Annotated in this window: 18 protein-coding genes; 16 read left to right on the plus strand and 2 right to left on the minus strand. The window is 65.4% G+C overall.

Going from position 1 to position 21,913, the window contains the following annotated elements; all coding sequences use genetic code 11:
- Positions 1–19: 19 nt before the first annotated feature.
- From ACT2B0_RS03060 to ACT2B0_RS03090, 7 genes are all read left to right on the plus strand, one after another.
- Positions 20–580 carry a UbiX family flavin prenyltransferase gene (locus tag ACT2B0_RS03060; protein WP_473461321.1) on the plus strand — a complete coding sequence of 187 codons (561 nt, stop codon included), beginning with the start codon at positions 20–22 and terminating at the stop codon, positions 578–580.
- 150 nt (positions 581–730) lie between these two features.
- The gene (locus tag ACT2B0_RS03065) at positions 731–1,750 is read left to right on the plus strand and encodes a TRAP transporter substrate-binding protein (protein ID WP_473461324.1); all 1,020 of its coding nucleotides are present in this window, start codon (positions 731–733) and stop codon (positions 1,748–1,750) included.
- Between the two features lie 83 nt (positions 1,751–1,833).
- Positions 1,834–2,397 (plus strand): TRAP transporter small permease, encoded by a 564-nt coding sequence (locus tag ACT2B0_RS03070; protein ID WP_473461326.1) that lies wholly within the window; start codon positions 1,834–1,836, stop codon positions 2,395–2,397.
- Entirely contained in the window at positions 2,384–3,688 is a 1,305-nt protein-coding gene (locus ACT2B0_RS03075) for a TRAP transporter large permease (protein WP_473461329.1), read from the plus strand. Before ACT2B0_RS03070 ends, ACT2B0_RS03075 begins: the two co-directional genes overlap by 14 nt.
- Before the next feature lie 34 nt (positions 3,689–3,722).
- On the plus strand, positions 3,723–4,913 hold the full coding sequence (locus tag ACT2B0_RS03080; RefSeq protein ID WP_473461331.1) for a CaiB/BaiF CoA transferase family protein: 1,191 nt from the start codon (positions 3,723–3,725) through the stop codon (positions 4,911–4,913).
- Between the two features lie 22 nt (positions 4,914–4,935).
- Entirely contained in the window at positions 4,936–6,111 is a 1,176-nt protein-coding gene (locus ACT2B0_RS03085; protein ID WP_473461334.1) for an acyl-CoA dehydrogenase family protein, read from the plus strand.
- Positions 6,112–6,117: 6 nt separating this feature from the next.
- Positions 6,118–7,173, plus strand: coding sequence for an acyl-CoA dehydrogenase family protein (locus ACT2B0_RS03090; protein WP_473461336.1), 1,056 nt, complete (start codon positions 6,118–6,120; stop codon positions 7,171–7,173).
- 13 nt (positions 7,174–7,186) lie between these two features.
- Here ACT2B0_RS03090 and ACT2B0_RS03095 read toward each other — a convergent pair whose 3' ends face one another.
- Complete coding sequence (locus ACT2B0_RS03095; RefSeq protein WP_481658481.1) at positions 7,187–9,046, minus strand: LysR family transcriptional regulator; 1,860 nt, start codon at positions 9,044–9,046, stop codon at positions 7,187–7,189.
- A gap of 502 nt (positions 9,047–9,548) precedes the next feature.
- Between ACT2B0_RS03095 and ACT2B0_RS03100 the strand changes: the two genes are divergently transcribed.
- From ACT2B0_RS03100 to ACT2B0_RS03115, 4 genes are all read left to right on the plus strand, one after another.
- On the plus strand, positions 9,549–10,427 hold the full coding sequence (locus ACT2B0_RS03100; RefSeq protein ID WP_473461341.1) for an aldose 1-epimerase family protein: 879 nt from the start codon (positions 9,549–9,551) through the stop codon (positions 10,425–10,427).
- Positions 10,428–10,482: 55 nt separating this feature from the next.
- The gene (locus ACT2B0_RS03105; protein WP_473461344.1) at positions 10,483–11,154 is read left to right on the plus strand and encodes an SDR family oxidoreductase; all 672 of its coding nucleotides are present in this window, start codon (positions 10,483–10,485) and stop codon (positions 11,152–11,154) included.
- Entirely contained in the window at positions 11,148–12,353 is a 1,206-nt protein-coding gene (locus ACT2B0_RS03110; RefSeq protein WP_473461346.1) for an amidohydrolase/deacetylase family metallohydrolase, read from the plus strand. Before ACT2B0_RS03105 ends, ACT2B0_RS03110 begins: the two co-directional genes overlap by 7 nt.
- Positions 12,354–12,443: 90 nt before the next feature.
- Entirely contained in the window at positions 12,444–13,481 is a 1,038-nt protein-coding gene (locus ACT2B0_RS03115; protein ID WP_473461350.1) for a Gfo/Idh/MocA family protein, read from the plus strand.
- Positions 13,482–13,507: 26 nt separating this feature from the next.
- Here ACT2B0_RS03115 and pdxR read toward each other — a convergent pair whose 3' ends face one another.
- Positions 13,508–15,022: a MocR-like pyridoxine biosynthesis transcription factor PdxR gene (pdxR, locus tag ACT2B0_RS03120; protein ID WP_473461352.1), complete on the minus strand. Its 1,515-nt coding sequence runs from the start codon at positions 15,020–15,022 to the stop codon at positions 13,508–13,510.
- Positions 15,023–15,156: 134 nt separating this feature from the next.
- Here pdxR and ACT2B0_RS03125 point away from each other — a divergent pair, with 134 nt between their 5' ends.
- Genes ACT2B0_RS03125 through ACT2B0_RS03145 form a run of 5 tightly spaced genes read left to right on the plus strand, consistent with a single transcriptional unit; the run spans position 15,157 to position 21,896 of the window.
- A complete protein-coding gene (locus ACT2B0_RS03125; RefSeq protein WP_473461355.1) occupies positions 15,157–16,731 on the plus strand; it encodes an ABC transporter substrate-binding protein in 1,575 nt (524 codons plus the stop codon).
- A 6-nt stretch (positions 16,732–16,737) separates the two neighbouring features.
- On the plus strand, positions 16,738–17,715 hold the full coding sequence (locus ACT2B0_RS03130) for an ABC transporter permease (protein ID WP_473461357.1): 978 nt from the start codon (positions 16,738–16,740) through the stop codon (positions 17,713–17,715).
- A complete protein-coding gene (locus ACT2B0_RS03135; RefSeq protein ID WP_473461359.1) occupies positions 17,712–18,554 on the plus strand; it encodes an ABC transporter permease in 843 nt (280 codons plus the stop codon). Before ACT2B0_RS03130 ends, ACT2B0_RS03135 begins: the two co-directional genes overlap by 4 nt.
- Positions 18,551–20,197 carry an ABC transporter ATP-binding protein gene (locus ACT2B0_RS03140; protein WP_473461362.1) on the plus strand — a complete coding sequence of 549 codons (1,647 nt, stop codon included), beginning with the start codon at positions 18,551–18,553 and terminating at the stop codon, positions 20,195–20,197. Before ACT2B0_RS03135 ends, ACT2B0_RS03140 begins: the two co-directional genes overlap by 4 nt.
- A gap of 13 nt (positions 20,198–20,210) precedes the next feature.
- On the plus strand, positions 20,211–21,896 hold the full coding sequence (locus ACT2B0_RS03145) for a thiamine pyrophosphate-binding protein (RefSeq protein WP_473461364.1): 1,686 nt from the start codon (positions 20,211–20,213) through the stop codon (positions 21,894–21,896).
- Positions 21,897–21,913 lie beyond the last annotated feature (17 nt).

Here is a 21,913-nt window from a genome sequence, read left to right on the forward strand (position 1 = left end):
CCGGCGCCTGCGAGGGCATATGACCAAACGCTTCATTGTCGCAATCACCGGAGCCTCGGGCCATGTCTACGGTATCCGGCTCCTTGAGGTGCTGCGCGGGCTCGGCTGCGAGACACACCTGGTGATGTCGCGCTCGGCCGTCGTCGCGCTCGCCCACGAGACCGACCTGAAGCAGGCCGATATCCACGCGCTGGCCGATCACGTCCACTCCAACGACGACGTTGCCGCTTCCATATCCAGCGGGTCGTTCCGCGTCGACGGCATGTTCATCGCGCCGTGCTCGGCCAAGACGCTGGGCGAGATCGCGTCCGGGGCCTGCGGTACGCTGGTCTCGCGCGCCGCCGATGTGAGCCTGAAGGAACGGCGCCGGCTGGTGCTTCTGTTCCGCGAGACGCCGTTGCATCTCGGCCATTGCCGCAACATGGTCTCGGTAACGGAGATGGGCGCGATCGTCATGCCTCCGGTCCCCGCCTTCTATCCCCGTCCCGACACGGTCGAAGAGATGGTCGATCACACGGTCGGCCGGGTACTCGACCTGGTCGATATCGACGCTGGGATCGTCAAACGTTGGAAAAGCTAGGCGGCAGGCCGATCGAGCTTCGTCTTTCGTGATTGTCCAGTTTCGCAAAACCTATTTCAGCGCGGGTGCCCGCAGACACGATAATTTTCGCCGTCATACGAACATAGCCGTGTTCCTGGTCGCCAGGCGCGAGCTTGAAAGGGAGAGACGATGACAACGATCAAAAAACTGACCATGGCTGCCATGCTTCTAGGCAGCGCGTTCGTGCAGCCGGCCCTGGCCGAATCGCCCGTGGTGCTGAAATTCGCCAGCGCCTTCCCGCCCGGCACGAAGACCAACTCGATTTCGATCCCTGCCTTTATAGAGGCCGTCGAAAAGGCGTCCGAGGGCACGCTGAAGATCGAGCATTATCCCGGCGGCACGCTTGGCGCGAGCCCGACCACCCAGCTCAAGCTGGTCGAGGACGGCGTCGTCGACATCGCCGAGGTGGTTGCGTCCTACACGCCCGGCCGCTTCCCCGAGCTGGAAATGTTCGAGCTGCCCTTCGTGTTTGAAAACACGCGCGAGGCCAGCCTGACCGCTTATGCGCTGTACGAAAAGGGCCTGTTCACCGGCTTCGACGAGCTCGAGCTCGTCGGCATCGCCGAGGTCGGTCCCTATTATCTGCACAGCAAGAAGGAACTCGCCACGGTCGACGACATTTCCGGCCAGAAGCTGCGTGCCGGCGGCCCGGTTCAGGGCGCGGTCGTGAAGGCGATGGGCGGCGTTCCCGTCGGCGGCATGCCGGCCACGCAGATTGCGGAAAACATCTCGCGCAACGTGGTCGACGGCACGCTGATGGATGTCGGCAACATGTTCAACTTCCGCATCGCGGATGCGGCCGGCTACCACGTCATCAATGCGCCGCTGGGCAATGTCGCCGTCATGTTCCCGATGCGCAAGGACACTTATGAGAGCCTGCCGCCCAAGGCCAAGGCCGCTTTCGACAAATATCGTGGCATGTGGTTTTCCAATGTTCTGTCCGAAAATCTCGACAAGCAGAACGAAGAATCCGCAGCGCGCCTCGCGGCCGATGCCGAGCACAATATGGTCGAGTTTTCCGACGAAGACATCGAAACGCTCAAAGGCGCCTTTTCCGGTCTCAAGGAACGCTGGGAAGCCGACAAGGACGGCGTGAACCTGTATCAGGAAATGCTGTCCGCGCGCGACGCGGTGCGCGCCGACAAGTAAGAACCAGCCCGACGGTCGCGGCTTTGTCGCGGCCGTCGCGCCCACGCCGTGCGTCCGCGCGCGGCAAGCCGAGAGCGCCTCCCATGACATTGCTGGCAAATATTCGCAGACTTGCCCAGTTCGCGGCCACGATCGGGCTTGCCGCCCTCGTCGTCCTGTCGATCATGACCATGGTCGATATTGCCGGGCGGGAACTGTTTGGTACGCCGGTCACCGGCTTCAGCGACATCTCTGACCTGATCATCGTGATCGCCGCCGCCGCCTGTTTCCCCGCGTCGCTGGCCACGAACCAGCATGTCTCGGTGCGTTTCGCCGGCATGGCGCATTGGCGCCTGGGAGCGGTGCTCGATTTCCTCGGACATGGGATCATGCTCGCCGTCTTCGTGCTGATCGCCTGGCAGCTTTGGGTCTACACGATCGACGTCTACACATCCGGCCAGACCACCTGGCTGATCTATATTCCCGTCTGGCCGGTATGGGTGCTGACGACGGCGCTGTTCGTGCTGTGTATTCCCGTTCAACTCGCGCTGGTTATCGCCGCGGCCCGCGATATCCGCCTCTCGGCGCAGAACCCGGCAGGCATGAACGATGCCGCGGCGACGTCCGTGCACCCGGAGAACAAGGAGGGGCCCGATGGCACCGATTGAAGTCGGCCTGGTCGGGCTCGCCTGCCTGATCGCCGCGATCCTGCTGCATGTGCCGGTCGGCATCGCCATGGCGGCGGTGGGTGCGGCGGGGTATGTGATGCTGACCGGCAATCTGTCGGGCATGGTCTCCCTGTTCGGCACCGAAACCGTCAACATGCTCACGAACCAGGATTTCGCGGTCGTGATGTTCTTCCTGTTGATGGGGGGCTTTGCCGGCGCGGCCGGCATCTCCGCCGACATCTACCGCGTCGCCAATACCTGGATCGGTCACTACCGGGGCGGGTTGTCGATGGCGACCATTCTGGGCTGCGCCGGTTTCGGCGCCATTGCCGGCTCGTCGATCGCAACCGCCGCCACCATGGCCAAGATCGCGCTGCCGGAGATGGAAAAGCGCAACTACGCGCTGTCCCTGTGCACCGGCACCTTGGCTGCCGGCGGCACGCTCGGATCGCTGATCCCGCCATCGATCATCATGGTCATCTATGCCGTCCAGGTCGAGCAGTTCGTCATCGACCTGTTTCTGGCCGCGATCATTCCCGGCCTGCTTTCTGTCGCCCTGTTCGTTCTCGCCATCCGCGTGCAGCTGATGATCGCGCCGCATCTGGCCGGCGCCGGCGAGCGTATAGCCTGGCGCGGGCGGATGCGCGAAACGGGGCGCGCCTGGGCGCCGATCGGCATCATCGTCGTGGTGATGGGCGGCATCTATTCCGGCTTTTTCACCGTCAACGAGGGCGCCGCGGTCGGTCTGGTGCTGACCCTGATCTTCGCTGTCGTGAGAAAGTCGCTGACACGTGCCACATTCACCGAGACGCTCTTCGGGTCGGCCGGTTCGATCGCCATGCTTTACATGATCGTGATCGGGGCCAATATCTTCGGCTATTTCCTCACCTTGTCGCATATGCCCAGCGAAGTCGCGACCTGGGTCCAGGGGCTCGACATTCCGCCGCTGGCGATCATCTTCATCATCATCGCCATGTATGTGCTCCTGGGCTGTGTTTTCGACGCGCTTGCCGGCATGGTGCTGACGCTTCCCTTCGTGGTGCCGATCATCAGCGGGCTCGGCTACGACCTGGTCTGGTGGGGCATCGTCAATGTGATGGTCATCGAGATCGGCATGATCACGCCGCCGGTCGGCATCAATGTCTTCGTCATCAAGGGACTGCGTCAGGACATACCGCTGGGGACGATTTTCCGCGGCATCACGCCGTTCCTGATCGCCAACGTCTTTGCGCTTCTGCTCGTTGTCCTGTTCCCGCAGCTCGCTACCTGGCTGCCGGATCTGTTGCGCTAGGGCCCGCCCGCGCGCACCAAAACTGGAGATAACAATGTCTTCGACCAAGCCCTTCGCCGGGGTGACCGTGCTCGACTTCAGCCGGGTTCTGGCCGGCCCGTTCTGCACCGCCATGCTGGCTGATCTCGGCGCGGAGATCATCAAAGTCGAGCCGCCCACCGGCGACGACCAGCGCTCAATGGGCGCTTTTTCTCAGGGCATCAGCGTCAGTTTCGAACTCATCAACCGCAACAAACGCAGCATCCGGCTCGACCTCAAAAGCGAGGAAGGCCGGGCGATTGCACGCCGCCTGGCGGCCAGGAGCGATGTGGTGGTGGAGAATTTCCGTCCCGGCGTCGCCCGCAAGCTCGGCATCGACGCCGAGACGCTGCGCGGCGAGCGCGCCGATCTTATCTATTGCTCGATCTCCGGTTTCGGTCAGGACGGACCGCTGGCGCGTGCGCCGAGCTACGACGTCGTGGCGCAGGCGCTGTCGGGCCTGATGAGCATCACCGGCGAGCCCGACGGCGAGCCGATGATGGTCGGCGATTCGGTCGGCGACACGGTATCGGGCCTTTATGCCGGCTTCGCGATCGCTGCCGCTCTCTACCGGCGCGCGACGACAGGCGAGGGGGCGACGCTCGACATCGCCATGTTCGATTCGCTGTTTTCCCTTCTCCCGACCGCCCTGGCACAGCTTCAGGTCAACGACCAGGCGCCGACCCGGCAGGGCAACCAGCATCCGCTGTCGGCACCTTTTGGCGCCTTCGCGGCCAAGGGCGGCACCATCATCATCGCGATCGCCAACAATTCGCTGTTTGCCCGTTTCGCCGCCACCATCGGTCGTTCTGAACTGGCCGACGACCCGCGTTATGCCTCAGACCGCGAACGCCGCGTCAATCGTGATGCGCTGCGCGCCGAAATCGAGTCCTGGTCGAGCGATCTGTCGCCGGAAGCCGCGGTCGAACGCCTGGCCGCCGCCGGCATTCCGGCATCGGTTGTGTGGGACGTCGCCGAGGCCGCCGACAGCGCCCATGCCCGTCATCGCCGACTGATGACGACGGTCGACCATGACAGGCTCGGCACGCTCAGACTGCCCGAGCAGCCGGTACATGTCGCCGGGCTGGACCGGGGCGAGGCGCGTCCGGCGCCGGAGCTGGGCGAACATGGCGGCACGATCCTGCAAGACATGCTCGACATGGACGCGGGCGAGATCGCGCGGCTGCGAGCCGCCGGCGTCATCTGACATCTGACAGCGGAACCAGACCATGACGATGATTTTCTCCGAAGAGGACAAGGCCTTCAGCGCCGAGGTCCGCACCTATCTGAGCGACAACCTGCCCACCGAGCTGGCGCGCAAGGTACGTCATAATCAAAGGCTGACGCGGGACGACTACACGTCCTGGCAGGACGTTCTGGCAGCCCGCAACTGGTACGCGGTCGGCTGGCCCGCCTCGGCCGGCGGTCCCGGCCTGACCCAGACCCAGCGCTATCTGTTCGAGCGCGAATATGGCGCGCTGGCCTGTCCGCATCCCTGCCAGTTCGGCATCGCGATGGCCGGGCCGGTCATCTTCACCTTCGGCAATGACGAGCAGAAGGCGCGTTTCCTGCCCGGTATCCGCGAAAACAGGGACTTCTGGTGTCAGGGCTATTCCGAACCGGGGGCCGGTTCCGATCTCGCCGCCCTGAAGACCACGGCGGTGCGCGAGGGCGACCACTACCGCGTCAACGGCCAGAAGATCTGGACCACCTGGGCGAACTGGGCCGACTGGATGTTCTGTCTGGTCAAGACCGATCTCGAGGTGAAGCCGCAGCGCGGCATCTCCTTCCTGTTGATCGACATGCGCTCGCCCGGCATAACCGTGCGCCCGATCAAGACGATCGATGGTGACGAGGAATTCAACGAGGTTTTCTTCAACGACGTTTTGGTGCCGGTCGAAAACCGCATCGGCGAGGAAGGGCAGGGCTGGACCTACGCCAAGTTCCTGCTGGAATTCGAGCGGTTCTCGATGTCGGGGGCGGCGCGCTCGCGGCGCGTCCTTTCCGAAATCCGGGCCGACGCCGCAGCGCTCGGCAAGGCCGATGACGCCCGCCTGGCCGAGCGGCTGACCCGCCTGGAAATCGAGCTTCTGGCGCTGGAGCACATGGAGTTGCACCTCCTGGCACGCAGCGTCGGCGGCGAAAATCCTGGTCCGGAAGCCTCGAAGCTCAAGATCCGCGGCACCGAGATCGCCCAGGCGCTGTCGAGGCTCAGGGTCGACCTGCACGCCGAGAACTGCCTCGTCCATTCCGAGGCCTTCCTGGATGCGTTGGAATCCTCAGACAATCCGTCGGCGATGGGCGCGATCGCGACCTATCTCAACCAGCGCAAGCTGACGATCTGGGGCGGATCGAACGAGGTTCAGCGCATGATCCTCGCCAAGCAGATTCTGGAACTCGGGTGAGCGGCGATGAGCACCAATCTTGATGATGAACTCCACATGCTTACCGATACGGTGGCGCGCTACGTCGCCAACCGGTCGGACGGCAAGGCCAACAGCGAAGACGGCTGGAAGGAACTGGCCGAGCTCGGCTGGCTCTACCTGCCCTATCCCGAAGAGGTCGGCGGGCTCGGGCTCGGCACGGCCGGGGTGTCGGCCGTCATGCAGGGCCATGGCCGTGGCCTGCTGGCTACGCCCTATCTGCCATTCGCCGTCATGGCCGGCGGCGTGCTGGCGCGCTGCCCGCGCGGTTCGCATGCGCTTGCGGCGGTGATGGAAGGCGAGCAGCGCGTGGCGGCGGCCTTTGCGGTCGGCACCGCCCCGACGCTTGCGGCGCACCCGGCCGGCGCCGGCTGGCGCTTGGCCGGCCGGTGCAATCACGTCCTGGCCGTCGACGAGGCCGACGCGGTGCTGGCACTGGCTAGGATCGGCGCGAGCGACGAGACCGGGCTGTTTATGGTCCGCACCGACGCGCCCGGCGTGACGGTCGAGCTCCATTTCCTGCCGGACGGGCGCAGGGCGGGATGTGTCGGTTTCGACAACGTCGCGGTCGCGGCATCCGATCGCCTGGACGAGAACGGCGGGGTCGAAACGCTGCTACGCGAGGTGGAGGCTGAGACGCTGCTTGCCGCGGCCGCCGACAATCTCGGCGCCATGCAGGTGCTTTACGAGCAGACGCTCGACTATGCGAAGTTGCGCAAGCAGTTCGGCCGGCCGATCGGTTCGTTCCAGAGCCTGCAGTTCCGGCTGGTCGACATGTGGATCAAGCTCGACGAGGTTCGCTCACTGGTTGCCTCGGCTGCGGCCGCCCCGGACCGGCAAGAGGCCGGTGCGCTGGCGGTGGCGGCCTGGATACAGTCCATCTGGTCCGGCCGGCTGATCGGCGAGGAGGCGATCCAGATTCACGGCGCCATCGCCATGACCGACGAGCACGCGGTCGGCCGCTACGTCAAGCGCATCCTGGTCAACGAACTGGTGTTCGGCGCACCGGAACGGCATTTTTCCCGTTACCGTTCGATGCGCTAGCCCGGGGCGCCACCTATGCCAGGTGGCGCCTGAGCGTGTCCACCAGGGCGCGCTCGATCTCCGTCAGGCTGCGCGACGTCGAAAAGATGATCGACAGCCGGCGGTGGATCGCCGGCTCGACGATGGTGTTGATCTGGAAGGCGCCTTCGGCCACGAACGGCTGGACCGTCGTTTCCGGCATCACGGTCGCCAGCGGCATGCGGCGCACCATAGCCAGCACCACCGCGAGTGAATTGACCTCAATGCGCGGCACGATGGAAACGCGGGCATCCTCGGCCGCCCTGTTGATCAGTTGCCTCAGGCCGAACGTGTCGCTCGGCAGCACCAGAGGCAGGTCGGCAAGCCGGGCAAGCGGCACGTCTCCGGGCGCGAGCATGTCGCGGCCAGTCTTCGAGACCACCACCAGCCTGTCCTGGCTGTTCAGATCGAGCTGAACCGAGCGCGAAACATGCGCCTCGACCAGGCCGAGGCTGATCTTGCCGCTTTCGACCCAGCGGTGCAGCACCGTCGCCGCCGCCTCGACCACATGCAGCCTGACGTCGGGATAGGTCGCGGTCCAGTCCTCGAGCGCGCCGGCAATGGCTTTCACCAGCGTGCCGCGATGGTTGAGCAACGGAACGACACCCACGGTCAGCCTGCGGCCCTGTTGCGAGGCCTGGCGGCGTGCCTCTACCGCAACGTTGCTGCAAAGCTCGACAGCTTCCTCGATCAACGGTGCGAGCGTCTCGGCTTCCGGCGTCGGTTTCAGGCCGGTGCGCTGGCGTTCGAACAGCGGTCGGCCGATGATTGCCTCGAGCTTGCGCAACTGATTGGACAGCGCCGGCTGGACGACGTTCAGCTTGCGGGCGGCGGCGGTCATGTTCATCTGGTCAAAGAGAACCAGGAAATAGCGCATTTGCCGCAGCGTGATGTGCGGATCGTAGACGACCGGGTGGTCGGGTTCCATAAGGATGCGCTTCAGGTGCTCGACATAGGCCTGACCCAGTTCGCCGCTGTCGTGAACGCTGGCCGCGACCGGGCTGACGAGGTCACTCGGCAGGCTGACATGGTCGAGTTGCAGGCGCGACAGTCCCCCGGCGACCAGACTGCGCGGCGCAAGCAGCGCGAACGGGCGGGCATCGCGCGAAAGCGTGGGAAACGTCCCGACATCTTCCTCCACGATCACCGGTTCGGGCAGACCATGGCGCTGGCAATAGGCGCGCGCATGGCGCGTCTGGGCCGGAAGCAAGGGCGGTAGCAGAAGGCGCAAGTTTCTGAGCGTCTCGAAATCGATGATGCGACCCTGTTCGAGGCTGCGATCGAAATTGGTGATGGCGATCCAGTCGTCCTGAAACAACAAATCCTGCGGTGCGGCCTCGTCGACATATTCCAGGACCACGCGTTCGACCGGTTCCCCACGGTCGGGGACGGGCAAGGACAGGTCGCCGTCCTCGGCCAGCCAGTTGGTTCGGAATTGAACCCGGGCGAGCGCGTGGGGGTGTGTTTTTCCCAGATCCCGCACGGCCTGGCTCGCGGCGCGCGACAGGCGCCCGAGCATGAACTGCAGCGGCGTCGTTATTTCCAGGCGCCGGAACTGCACGCCGCGGACGCGGTCCGCTCCCGCCTCGAGGGTTTCGATCCGTTGCAGCGCCACCTCGACACGTTGATAGAGCCAGCGGGCCGCCTCGCTTGGATAGTGCCCGAGCGGCCCGCGCTGGAACAGCTTGATGCCCAGCTCCTCCTCGAGCAGACGCAGGTTTTCGCTCAGCGCCGACGCGGAAATCCCGGCATGGGCGGCGGCCTCTGCATGGTTCTTGTGCTGGCACGCAACGAGGAAATAGGAGAGCTGGCGCGTCTCTATCGTTTTGCTCCCAATGCCTGTGACACCACGAATTCATCAACGCAGCCGGCGGTCTGGCTGGGGCCGGCCCAGTCGATTAGGCCAGCGGGCCGGCGGGAGCAAGCCAAAGCCCGTCTTGGCGTCGAAGAACCGTGCAAGCCGTTGCTCATTCGCAGTCGCTCCCTGTTGAACGGAGCCGTCTTAGGCCACCGGCGCAAGCCTTGTCTTATTGTGGTCCGTTTGCTGGTGGCGCGCAAATCCGGGTCCGTGGCGGTCCCGGCGTTTGCCCGGCGGCGTGTCGTCGAGGCACGTGTCCGGTGGCGAGCGTGTTGATGATTGGACCTGTCGTTTCGCTTGAAACCGGCTCTGTCCGCAGGCCGCATCATCGGGTATCTGCTGGACTGTCCGGTCCGCGACCTTATCAGGGGTCAGGCGGGTTTCAGTCGAGACAGCAGGAAGGTGGCATGTCCGCACAGCAAAGAATGCGCGCGCCGGGGCTTGAACTGCCGCGTCGCGTCCTGCTGGCTGCGGTTGGCGGCCTGACTATCCGGGTGAGATGGTGAGCGAAGAGGCGGTTCTGCGGACCGGGAAGAGCCGCCTGCGCATACGCCGTCGTGGCGCGGAGGTCGTCGCCTGGCGTGTCGGCCCGGATGAGCTCGTGTGGTCCGCAGGGCCGCAATGGCCGCGGTCGAGCCCGCTGCTGTTTCCGGTCGTCGGCAGAGTCAAGGACGGTATGATCAGGGTCGATGGCCGCCGCTATCCCATGCCCACACACGGTTTTGCGGCCGGCCAGGATTTCGTACCGATCGAGCGCACCGAAACGACGCTGCGGCTGAGATTGCGCGACAATGAAGAGACCCGTGCCGCCTATCCGTTCGCGTTCTGCCTGGAGGCGCTTTATCGCCTCGGCGAACGGGCGGTCGAGGCCGTCTTTACGCTGCGCAATCCCGACACCCGGCCTCTGCCCTATGCGCTCGGCCTGCATCCCGGCTTTCGCTGGCCGTTCGCCGACGGCGAGGCCGAAGACTACCGCATCATCTTCGATCGCGACGAGGCGCCGACCGTGCCGGTGATCGACCCGGACGGGCTGTTCACCGAGGCGCGCCGCGCGATCCCGATCGAGGGGCGCGACCTGCCGCTGGCCGGCGACCTGATGGCGCGCGAGGCGCTGTGTTTTCTCAACGCCCGCAGCCGGAGACTGCGTTTTGTCTCGCCTTGCGATGCGGCGATCGCGGTCGAGACGGAGGGTTTTGCGCATTTTGCGCTGTGGGCCCGCCCGCCCGCCCGGTTCCTGTGCATCGAGGCCTGGACCGGTCACGGCGATCCGAGCGGTTTTGCCGGCGAACTGGTGGAAAAACCCTCGATGGTTTTCCTCGCGCCGGGCGCAAGCGCGCGCCATGCCATGCGCTGGCTTTTCGAGGGGCGGCCCCGATGATTGCGAGGCGAAACAAGAGGCAAGCGGGCCGAAGCGGCCCGACGGGAGGACGGACATGCCGACGGTCTTGATTACCGGCTGCGACACCGGGCTCGGGCGCGAGTTTGCCCGCCAATATGCGCGCGACGGCTGGGCGGTGATCGCCACCCATCGCGATCCGGCCAACGCCATTGGTGCTGAGCCGTCGATCCGCAACCACGCGCTCGACGTCACCGATCCGGCCCAGTTCGCCGCTCTGAAGCGCGAACTGGGCGACGAGCCGGTCGATCTTTTGATCTCCAACGCCGGCGTGGGGTTGGACACGGGCCGTCTCGGCAGCCTCGATTTCGACTATGTGCGCCGGATGTACGAAGTCAACACGATCGGGCCGTTGCGGCTTGTCGAAGCCTTTGTCGATAATGTCGCGGCCAGCACGCAGCGCCGCGTGGCCGTCGTCACCAGCCGGATGGGGTCGATCGGCCTCAACCTGTCGGGCGGGCATTACGGCTACCGGGCCAGCAAGGCTGGCCTCAACGCCCTGACCCGCAGTCTGGCGATCGACCTGTTCGCCCGCGGCATCACCATGCTGCTCATTCATCCGGGATGGGTCGACACCGCCGGCGGCGGTGGCGGCGGCGCGTTGTCGGTCGATGACAGTGTGACCTCCATGCGCGGCGTGATCGGTCGGCTTGGCAATCACGAAACCGGCCAGTTCCTGTCCTATGACGGGACGCCGCTGCAATGGTGAGCGAGGCACCGCCGCACGACCTGGTTCTGACTGGCGGAAGGCTGGTCGATCCGCGCAACGGCATCGACGGCGTACGCGACATCGCGATCTCCGATGGCAGGGTCGCGGCGATCGCAGCCAGCCTCGATCCGGGGTCCGCGCGCGCGGCACGCGATCTGCGCGGCCTCCTCGTGACGCCGGGACTGATCGACCTGCACACTCATATCTACCACCGGGCCACCTCCTACGGGGTCGCGCCCGATCCGGTCGCCGAACGGTCCGCCGTGACCTGCATGGTCGATGCCGGCAGCGCCGGCGCCGGCAATTTCGCCGGGCTCAGGGATTTTGTCATCGCGCCTTCGCGCTCGCGCATCCTGGCTTTCCTCAACATTTCCTTTCCCGGCATCTTCGCTTTCGACAGCGGCTTGATGTTCGGCGAGGCGAGCCTCTCCGAACTTCTTTCAGTCGAGCGCTGCGTGGCGGTTGTTCGCGAAAATCGCGACGTCGTCGTCGGCATCAAGGTGCGTCTCGGCGCCGGCACGTCGGGCCGGATCGGCCTTGAGGCGCTGGAGCGGGCTCTCGAGGCGGCGCGGCAGACCGGCCTGCCGGTGATGACCCATATCGGCAAGCCGCCGCCCGGCTATGACGAGATCCTGGCCAGGCTGAGGCCGGGCGACATCCTCACCCATTGTTTCCGGCCGGCGCCCAACGCGCCGATCGACGATGCCGGCCGTCTCTTGCCGGCGCTGATGGAGGCCCGGCGGCGCGGTGTGCTGTTCGATATCGGCCACGGCATGGGCGCCTTCGGTTTTTCCAGCGCCGAGGCGGCGATCGCGCGCGGTTTTGCGCCCGATATCGTCTCCAGCGACATCCATATGTTGTGCGTGGACGGCCCGGCCTTCGATCTCCTGCACACGATGAGCAAGCTGGTGACCTGCGGCGTCGGCCTGTCGGATGTGATCGCCATGGCGACCGACGCGCCGGCGAAAGCCATGCGGCGCTCTGACCTCGGTCATCTATCAGTCGGCGCGCCGGCCGACATCAGCCTGCTCGAGACGGTGGAGGCGCGCTATCCCTTCGTCGACGTGGCCGGCGTCGAGCGCGAGGGGGCGATGCTCTTTCGCCCGCGCGGCCTGCTGCGCGCCGGCCAATTCTGCGAGCCCGTCCTGCGCTCGTGGGAGACGCCGTATTATCGAGAGGGAGTGTTGCACGATCACTGACACGGTCGCGCGGCGGCGTGGCGGTCGCCTTTGTCGCTGTCGGCTTACCCGCAAAGCCTCGCCAAAAACGCAAAAACGAAAGGCCAATCCATGACCACAGATGTCACGCGCGTCGCCCTTGCCGGTTTCGGAGCATGGGGGCAGATGCATGCCAAGGCGCTGTCGGCAATCGCCGATGCCGAGATCGTCGCCCTTTATTGCCACGGCGAGAATTCGGCCAGGGCTGCGGCCGACAAGCTGCCTGACGTGCCACGCTACACCGACTACGACGCCATGCTGGCGGCCGGCGGGTTCGACGTTGTCGACATCACCGTGCCCAACCATGTTCACAGCCGTTTCGCCACCGCCGCGCTCGACGCCGGCGCCAACGTGTTCCTGGAAAAGCCGCTCGGCCTGACGCTCGACCAGTGCGACGAAATCATCGCCGCCAGCGCGCGCAGCGGCGGCCTGGTGGCCGTCAATCACGAATTGCGGGTGTCGCGCCAATGGGGCGCCATGCGTGACATCGTCGCCTCGGGGGATATCGGCAAGGTGCGCTATCAGCATTTGTCGCTGTTCAGGCACAAATTCCGCCAGGGTTCCGGCGGCTGGCGCTACGATCCCGAGAAGGTCGGCTCCTGGATATTGGAGGAGTTGGTTCATTTCTTCGATCTGGTGATGTGGTACGCGGCCGAAAACGGCAAGCCGGCCCGGGTGCGGGCGATCGGCAATGGCGGCGAAAGCGGGTTGGTGCGCAATTTCGTCACCACGCTGGAATGGGAGGACGGGTCGATGGCCCTGCTCAGCCAGTGCCTGTCCGGCTTCGAGCATCACACGCTGCTGGAGGTCGCCGGCGAGGCGGGCGCGGCGCGCACCTGGTGGTCGGGCGCGATGGACCGCACCGAACATCCCGATTTCCTTTTGAAGGTGCAGCGGCGGGACGGCGAGCCGGAAGAGGTGGCGATCCCGCAGTCGGGCGAGGTCTTCGAACTGGAGGAAAACCTGCGCCGCGCCTTTGCCGGCTTTCGCGAGGGCCGATCGGTCTTTTCGCCCGTCGAGGCCAGGCTCGCTGTCGAGATCTGTCTGGCCGCCGAGGCCGCCTTTCGCAGCGGCGAGACGGTCGAGATCCCCGCATCATCCGCGCGGTAGCGGATCGACAGGGCCGTTTGGGCGCTTCAGCCGGCGGCCGGCCGTTCGTTGCGGTAGTCCTCCATGATCGCGGCTAGCCGCGCCGCCGCGTTTTTCATCTCCACGGCGGTGAAATTGCCGAAGCCGAGAAGCAGCGCCGGCGGCAGCGTGCGGTCCACGGTCAGTCGCGACAGAGGCGTCATTTCAAGGCCGGCTGCCGCCGAACGTCTTGCGATTTCGGCATCGTCCCAGCCGTCCGGCAGCCAACCGAGCATTTGCAGCCCCGTGTCCGATGGTCGTAACCGCAGATGATCGGGAATGGCCTGGCGGAAGGTCTCCATCAGCACCGTCCGTCGCTCGGCGTAGAGCCGGCGCATGCGCGCGATATGGCGCGCGAGATGGCCTTCGGTCATGAATTTCTCGACCAGCACCTGTTCGAAGGTCGGCGATTGCCTGCCGGCCACGATCCGGGCGTTGACGAACAGGTCGACATAGGGTTTCGGCACGACGAGATAGGCGAGCCGCAATCCTGGAAACAGCACCTTGGAAAACGTGCCGATATAGACGACCCGCACGCCGCCATCGAGCCCCTGGAGCGACCGCACCGGGCGACCACGATAGCGGAATTCGCTGTCATAGTCGTCCTCGATGATCCAGCCGTCGTGGCGACGGGCCCATTCGATCAGCGCCAGCCGGCGCGCCAGAGACAAGGTGCTGCCGAGCGGGAATTGCGAGGACGGGCACACGACCGCGAGACGGGCGTCGGGATGAAGCCGCATGCCGGTCTCCACGTCGATGCCGTCGGCGTCGACCGGCACTGCGCCGATCGTGGCGCCGGCGGCCAGCAGCGCGGCAACGGAACCGGGAAAACCGGGATCCTCGCACCAGACCTTGTCGCCGGGATCGAGCAGCAGGCGCGCGGCGAGGTCGAGCCCCTGTTGCGCGCCGGCCACGATCACCACCTGCTCGGGCGTGCAGGTCACGCCGCGGCTGATCATCAGGTAGCGGGCGATCGCCTCGCGCAGCGGTCCGTACCCGGCCGGCTCGGTTTCGCCGAGAAGATAGCCGGCGCCAACGCCGCTTTCCGACAGGAGCGACTTCATGAGCCGGCGCCACAACGCCACCGGAAAGGCGTCGACGGCCGGCATGTTGATCCTGAAGGGAACCGGCTTCTGCGGAATACGCAGCGACCGCGCGACGACGGCAAAGCGTTCCGAACGCCGCGCCAGCCGAGCGGCGGCGGTCTCTTCGTCCTGCGGCACGCGCAGCCGGCCGCCGCTTCCGGCGTCGGGCAGTTGCGAGGAAACGAACGTGCCCGATCCGTGACGCGTCTCGATGAACCCCTCGACCGCGAGTTGTTCGAATGCCCAGGTCGCGGTGTTGCGGGCAACGCCAAGCGTCTTTGCCAGTTCGCGCGTCGAGGGCAGCCTGTCGCCCGGACGCAACTGGCCGTCGAGGATCGCCGTGGCGAAACGCTCATAGACCCGGCGCTGCAGGGGAATGGACGGGTCGCTTTCGATCGCCCGGAAAATGCCTCCAGATTTCTCGTCGTCAGCTCCCACGGGCCGTTCCCTTTCATGATTTCGGAGTGGCCCCATGACAATAGCCGGCAATGGCTCTTTCTCAAGGACACTTGTTGATTGATAGTCGCGGCAATGCGTGAGTGAGGGAGAACGTCATGCAAGGAAGAACGACAATGGGATTGATAGGCCGCCTGATGGCGGTGGTGTTTGCGCTGGCCCTTGCCGGGGCAGGTGCTGCGCGCGCCGAGCCGCAACAGGGAGGAACGCTGAACTCGACGCTCTGGCCGGAACCGCCGGGCATCGTCATCGGCATCCATCTCAACGCGCCGACGCTGCTGCCCTCGAGCAAGATTTTCGAAGGTCTGCTCACCTACGATTTCGCGCTGTCGCCGCAGCCCATGCTGGCCGAAAGCTGGGAGGTTAGCGAAGACGGACTGACCTATACGTTCAAGCTGCGCCAGGGCGTGAAATGGCACGACGGCGAGGATTTCAACGCTGAGGACGTGGTCTATTCGCTGACCAAGTTCATTCCCGAAGTCCATCCGCGCTCGCGCCCGACCTTCGCGCGCACGAAAGTGACCGCGCCGGACGACTACACCGTGGTGCTGACGCTTGAAGAGCCCTACGGCCCGCTGATCCGCAGCTTCGACGTGATCGGCGCGCCGATCGTTCCCGAGCATGTCTATAACGGCTCCGATATTCGTGAGAATCCGGCCAACCGGGCGCCGATCGGCACCGGGCCGTTCAAGTTCTCGGAATGGGCGAGCGGCGAGTATATCCATCTGGTGCGCAACGACGCCTACTGGCTAGACGGCCGTCCCTATCTCGACGAGATCTATTACCGCTTCATCCCCGACAGCGCCTCGCGCGCCCTGGCGCTGGAAACGGACCAGGTCCATCTCGCGACCCAGAACGACATCGAACTCGTCGATGTCGCGCGGCTTGCCGCCATGCCCCATCTGGAGATGACCACGAAGGGCTGGGAATGGGGCGCGCCGATCTCCTGGCTGGAAATGAACCTGCGGCGCGAGCCGTTCAACGACGTGCGGTTCCGCAAGGCGGTCATGCACGCGCTCAACCGCGAATTTATCCGCGACAGCATCTTCTTCGGTCTGGCCGCCATTCCCACGGGGCCGATCCACTCCTCCTCGCCGTTCTACACGGACGATGTACCCACCTATGAATACGATCCGGAAAAGTCCAAGGCGCTTCTCGACGAGATGGGACTGGAAGCCGGCGCCGACGGCGTACGCGCCAAGATCGGCCTGCTCGGCCTGCCTTATGGCGAGCTGTGGGACCGGCTGTCGCAATATATTCGCCAGGCGCTCGGCGAGGTCGGCGTCGAGGTGACGATCGAGACGTCCGACGTGGCCGGCTGGGGCAGCCGTATCTCCAATTGGGACGTGGACATGTCGACCACCTATCTCACGACCCTGTCGGACCCTGCCCTGGGCGTGGCGCGAAGCTATATCACTGAAAACCAGCGCAAGGGTGTCCTGTTCACCAACACGTCCGGCTACTCCAACCCCGAGGTGGACCGCCTGTTCGCCGAGGCGGCCAGCGAGCCCAACGAAGAAAAGCGGCGCGAACTCTATCACCAGGTCCAGAAGATCGTGGCCGACGAAGTCGCGCTGGCCTGGCTGGTGGAGTTGCAATGGCCGACCATTCACAGCGCCAAGCTGAAGAATGTGGTGCGCAACGGGCTCGGTCCGAACGACAATTTCGCCGAAGCCTATTTCGAGGAATAGGCAGAGATGCCGCAACTTGGCTTCGTCCTGCAATGGGTGGTGAAGGCGCTCGCCGTGGTGCTCGCCATCACCATTCTCAACTTCTTCCTCATCCGTCTTGCCCCCGGCGATCCCGCCGTGGTCATGGCGGGTGAGGCGGGAGCCGCAGATCAGCAGTTTCTCGATCAGGTCCGTCGCGATTTCGGACTCGACCAGCCGCTGGCCGTGCAGCTCGCAACCTATGTCAAGAACGTGTTGACGCTCGATCTCGGCCAGAGCTTCCGTACCGGACGACCGGTCGCCGACATGATTTTCGAACGTCTTCCCGCCACGCTGCTTCTCACCGGCACGGCCTATGTCTTCGCGCTGATCGTCGGTCCGCTGCTCGGCGCGATCGCGGCGATGCGGCCGCGTTCGGTGTTCGACAGTCTTTTGATGGTGGTGGCGCTGGTCTTCTATGCCACCCCGATCTTCTGGGTCGGCCTGCTGTTGATCCTGGTGTTTTCGGTCCAGCTCGGCTGGCTGCCTCCCTTCGGCATGCAAAGCATGATCCCGGTCAAGGGCGCGCTAGCCAGCACGCTCGACGTCATCCGGCATCTGATCCTGCCGGCTGTCACGCTCGGCCTGTTCTACATCGCCGTCTATGTCCGGCTTACCAGGGCCTCGATGCTGGAAACCGCCACCCTCGACTACGTCAAGACCGCGCGGGCCAAGGGCCTGCCGGAATGGCGCGTCGCCACAGCCCATATCCTGCGCACCGCGCTCATTCCCATCATCACCTTCGCCGGCCTGCAGGCGGGCCATCTCGTCGGCGGCGCGATCGTGGTGGAGACCGTGTTCGCCTGGCCGGGCATCGGCCGGCTCGCCTTCGATGCGTTGTTCCAGCGCGACTACAACCTGCTGCTGGGCGTCTTTCTGATCTCTGCGCTGATGGTGGTGTTCTTCAACATGGTGACGGATATCGTTCTGCGGATCGCCGATCCGCGCATAGCGGGGCGGGCGTGATGGAGTTCCTGAAGCGTTTCGCCGAAAACCGCGGCGCGGTCGCCGGCGCGATCGCACTGGCGCTGATCGTCGTCATGGCCATCACCGCGCCGCTGATCGTTCCCATAGACCCGATGTCGACCCGCGGCCGTCCGCTGCTGCCGCCTGGCGGCGAGTTCGCCTTCGGTACCGACATGCTCGGCCGCGACGTGCTGGCCGGCATCGTGCACGGCGCGCGCATCTCCTTGATGATCGGGCTGATCTCGACCGTCATCGCGGCGGCGATCGGGGTTTCGGTCGGCGCGGTCGCCGGCTTCTTCGGCGGCTGGATCGACGATCTTCTGGTACGCATCACCGAATTCTTCCAGACCATACCGAGTTTCATCTTCGCGATCCTGCTGGTCGCCATCATGACGCCGGGGCTGACCTCGATCGTCACCGCGATCGCGGTCGTCACCTGGCCGCCGATCGCCCGCCTGGCGCGTTCGGAATTCCTGGGCCTGCGGCGGCGCGAATTCGTCGAGGCGGCCGTTCTGTCGGGCGTGTCGCGCTTCCGCATCATCGTGTCCGAGGTGCTGCCCAACGCGGTCTCGCCGTTGATCGTCATGGGGTCCTTGATGATCGCCACCGCCATCCTCACCGAATCCGCCTTGAGCTTCCTTGGACTGGGCGATCCTAACCGTATCTCGTGGGGCTACATGATCGGCGCCGCGCGGACCGTGTTCCGCCAGGCCTGGTGGCTGTCGGTATTTCCCGGACTGGCCATTGCCATCACCGTGCTTGCCATCAACCTCGTCGGCGAGGGGCTCAACGACGCGCTCAATCCGCATCTCAAGGGTCGGGTCAGGATCCAGACATGAATGCCCGTGTTGTCGCCGAACCGCTCGTTGCGATCGAGAAGCTGACCGTACGCCTGCCCGAGGGCGGCGACCGGCTCAAGGCCGTGGACGGCATCGACCTCGACATCGCGCCCGGCCGCATCCTGTGCGTTGTCGGCGAATCCGGCTCCGGTAAGTCGATGACGGCGCATGCCATCATGGGACTGGTGCCCAAGCCGCTGGTCTCCACCGGAACGATCCGCTTCGACGGGGAAAACTTGATCGGCCTTGCCGCCGAAAAACACCGCGCCATCCGCGGTCGCCGCATCGGCATGATCTTCCAGGAGCCGATGGCCGCGCTCAATCCGGTGATGCGGGTCGGCCGCCAGATCGAGGAGGTGTTTCGCTTCCACGGCGTGCCGGGTCCCTACGACCGGCGTGTCGTCAAACTGCTGGACGCCATGGGGCTTCCGGAGCCCGAATTGCTGCGCCAGGCCTTCCCGTTCAGCCTTTCGGGCGGCCAGCGCCAGCGCGTCATGATCGCCATGGCGCTCGCCCTCGATCCGGAACTGCTGATCGCCGACGAACCGACCACGGCGCTCGACGTCACCACGCAGAAACAGATACTGGCCCTGCTCAAGCGCGCCCAGGCCGAGCGCGGCATGGGCATCGTGCTGATCACCCATGATTTCGGCGTCGTGGCCGAGATCGGCGACGAGGTCGCCGTCATGCAGCACGGCAGGATCGTGGAACGCGGGACGGTGGCCGAGGTGTTGGGCAATCCCAGCCACGACTATACCCGCACCCTGCTTGCGGCGGTTCCCAAGCTGGCAAAGCGCCCGGCCGTCGACAAGACCGGCGACGAGCCGCTCCTGTCGGCCAAAGGCGTGACCAAGACCTATTCCGGCCGCACCGGCCTGTTCGGTCCGCGCCGCACGGTGGAGGCGGTGCGCGACGCAGGCTTCAGTCTGGCGCGCGGTCAAACGCTCGGCATCGTGGGGGAATCGGGTTCCGGCAAATCGACCCTGGCCCGCATCATCGTGCGGCTTCTGACCGCCGATGCCGGCGATGTGCGCCTCGCCGGTGTGGAGCGCAATCTGCTCGATCTCGGCAGCCGCGACCTGGCGCCGCTGCGCCGCCGCGTGCAGATGGTCTTCCAGGACCCGTTCGCCTCGCTCAATCCGCGCCGCACCGTCTTCGAGATCGTTGCCCAGGGATTGCTTGCCCACGGCATGTCGCGCGCCGATGCGCGGCGGCGTGTCGCCGAGTTGCTTGAACTGGTCGCGCTCGATCCGGCTTCGGCCCTGCGCTATCCGAACGCCTTTTCCGGCGGGCAGCGGCAGCGCATCGGCATTGCCCGGGCGCTCGCGCTGGAGCCCGACGTGATCGTCGCCGACGAACCCGTTTCCGCGCTCGACGTATCAATTCAGGCGCGGGTGCTCGACCTTCTCGCCGACCTGCAGCGCCGGCTCAGCCTGGGCATGCTGTTCATCACCCACGATCTGCGGGTCGCCGCCCAGGTCTGCGACCACGTCGCCGTCATGCAGCGCGGCCGGATCGTGGAAATGGGCCCGTCGGCCGACGTGCTGTTCAGGCCCACCCAAGATTATACCAAGCTCCTGATCGACTCCATTCCCGGGCGCGGGGCTTTCGCCGCACCGGAAGCGGGTCCGACCGCAACCTGAACGAGGATAAGACATGGAAAAGAAGACTGTCTGGCAGGCGGTTGCCGAAGCGCTCGATGCCGAGGGCACCGACTATGTGTTCGGGCTGCCCGGCAATCCCAAGCACCTCGTTTACGACCTGACCGAGCGCACCCCGATCAAATTCGTGCTGGTGCGCGACGAAAAATCGGCGGTATCGTGCGCTTATGCCTATGCGCGGCTGAAAAGGCGGCCGGGCATTGTCTTTTCCAATCCCGGACCCGGCATCACCACCCTGGTGACCGGCATGCTTGAGGCGACCTCCGGATCGCTGCCGGTGATCGCCATCGTCAACGGCGTGGTCGAAAACCATGACGGCATGGGCGCTTTCCAGGAACTGGACGCGGTGTCGCTGATGCGTCCGGTAACGAAATGGGCCGTCAGGGTGACCGATGTAAGCAAGATCCCGTGGATCATGGAGCGCGCCTTCGCCGTCGCCATGAATGGCCGCCCGGGCGCGGTCTTCATCGAGGTGCCCTCGGATCTGGCCGACGTCGCCGCCGAGATGGCCGCCTACCGGCCCGGCATGCGCCGGCATTTGTCCAGGCCCGCCGCCGACGCCGTTTCGGCCGCCGCCGCCGCCATCGCTAAGGCCGAGCGTCCGCTTCTGGTCTGCGGGTCGGGCGCGGTATTTTCCGGTGCCGCCGACGCGGTCGCGGAACTGGCCGACCGAGTCGGCATGCCTGTCCTGACCACACCAGGCGGGCGCGGCATCTATCCCGAAGACGGCCCTTATGCGCTTGGCCAGACGGGCCTCTACTTCACCGAAGCCGGCAAGCGCTGGTGGGACGAAGCCGATCTGATCGTGTCGGTCGGCTCGCGCCTGGAAGCGTTTTCCACAAACAGCTGGCAGTTCTGGCCGTCCGATGCCCGCTTTGTTCAGATCGACATCGATCCCGAGACGATCGGCATGAACATGCGTCCCGACATCGCGCTGGTCGGTGATGCCCGGCTGTCCCTACGTGAGATACTGACCGCACTGCCGAAGATCGAAGCCGACCAGCGCACCGCACGCTGCGAGGCCGTCGAGGCGCTGCGCGAGGATTATCGGCCCAAGCTGGAGGCCGCCAACAGCGACAATTCCACGCCGATCCGCGTGCCGCGCGTGCTCGACGCGGTCAACCGCATTTTCGGCCGCGACACGATCCTGATGAAGGAGAACGGCGGCGCGGATCTGTGGTGTTATTACTGGCCGCATTATCGCGTCCTCGACGTCGACGACTGCGTACCGATGGGCGAGCAGACGGCGATGAGCATGGGCATCATCGGTGCGATCGGCGCCAAGCTCGCCAAGCCGGACAAGAAGATCGTCTGCTTCGCCGGCGACGGCGCCATGCAGATGTCGCTGGCCGAACTGGCGACGGCGGCCGAGCTCAAATGCGGCATCACCTGGGTGGTGCTCAACAATCACGCCTTCGGCTGGGTCCAGTACAACCAGCTTCTCGGAAAAAAGCCCTTCGTGGCCACCGGTTTCGAGGTCAACAGCGACTTCGCGCAGATCGCCAGGGCGCAGTCCTGCCTCGGCATCAAGGTCGAGCGCGCCGACCAGATCGACGCCGCGGTGGCCGAAGCGCTGAAGGCGAACGCAGAAGGCGTGCCCGCGTTGATCGACGTGGCGATCGAACCGCATCATTATCACGAGCATTTCGAGCGGGTGCACCGCGCCCGCTTCGATCACTGATCCGGCACGAAAGGACA

This window comes from Nitratireductor sp. J20-h4 (assembly GCF_056780505.1).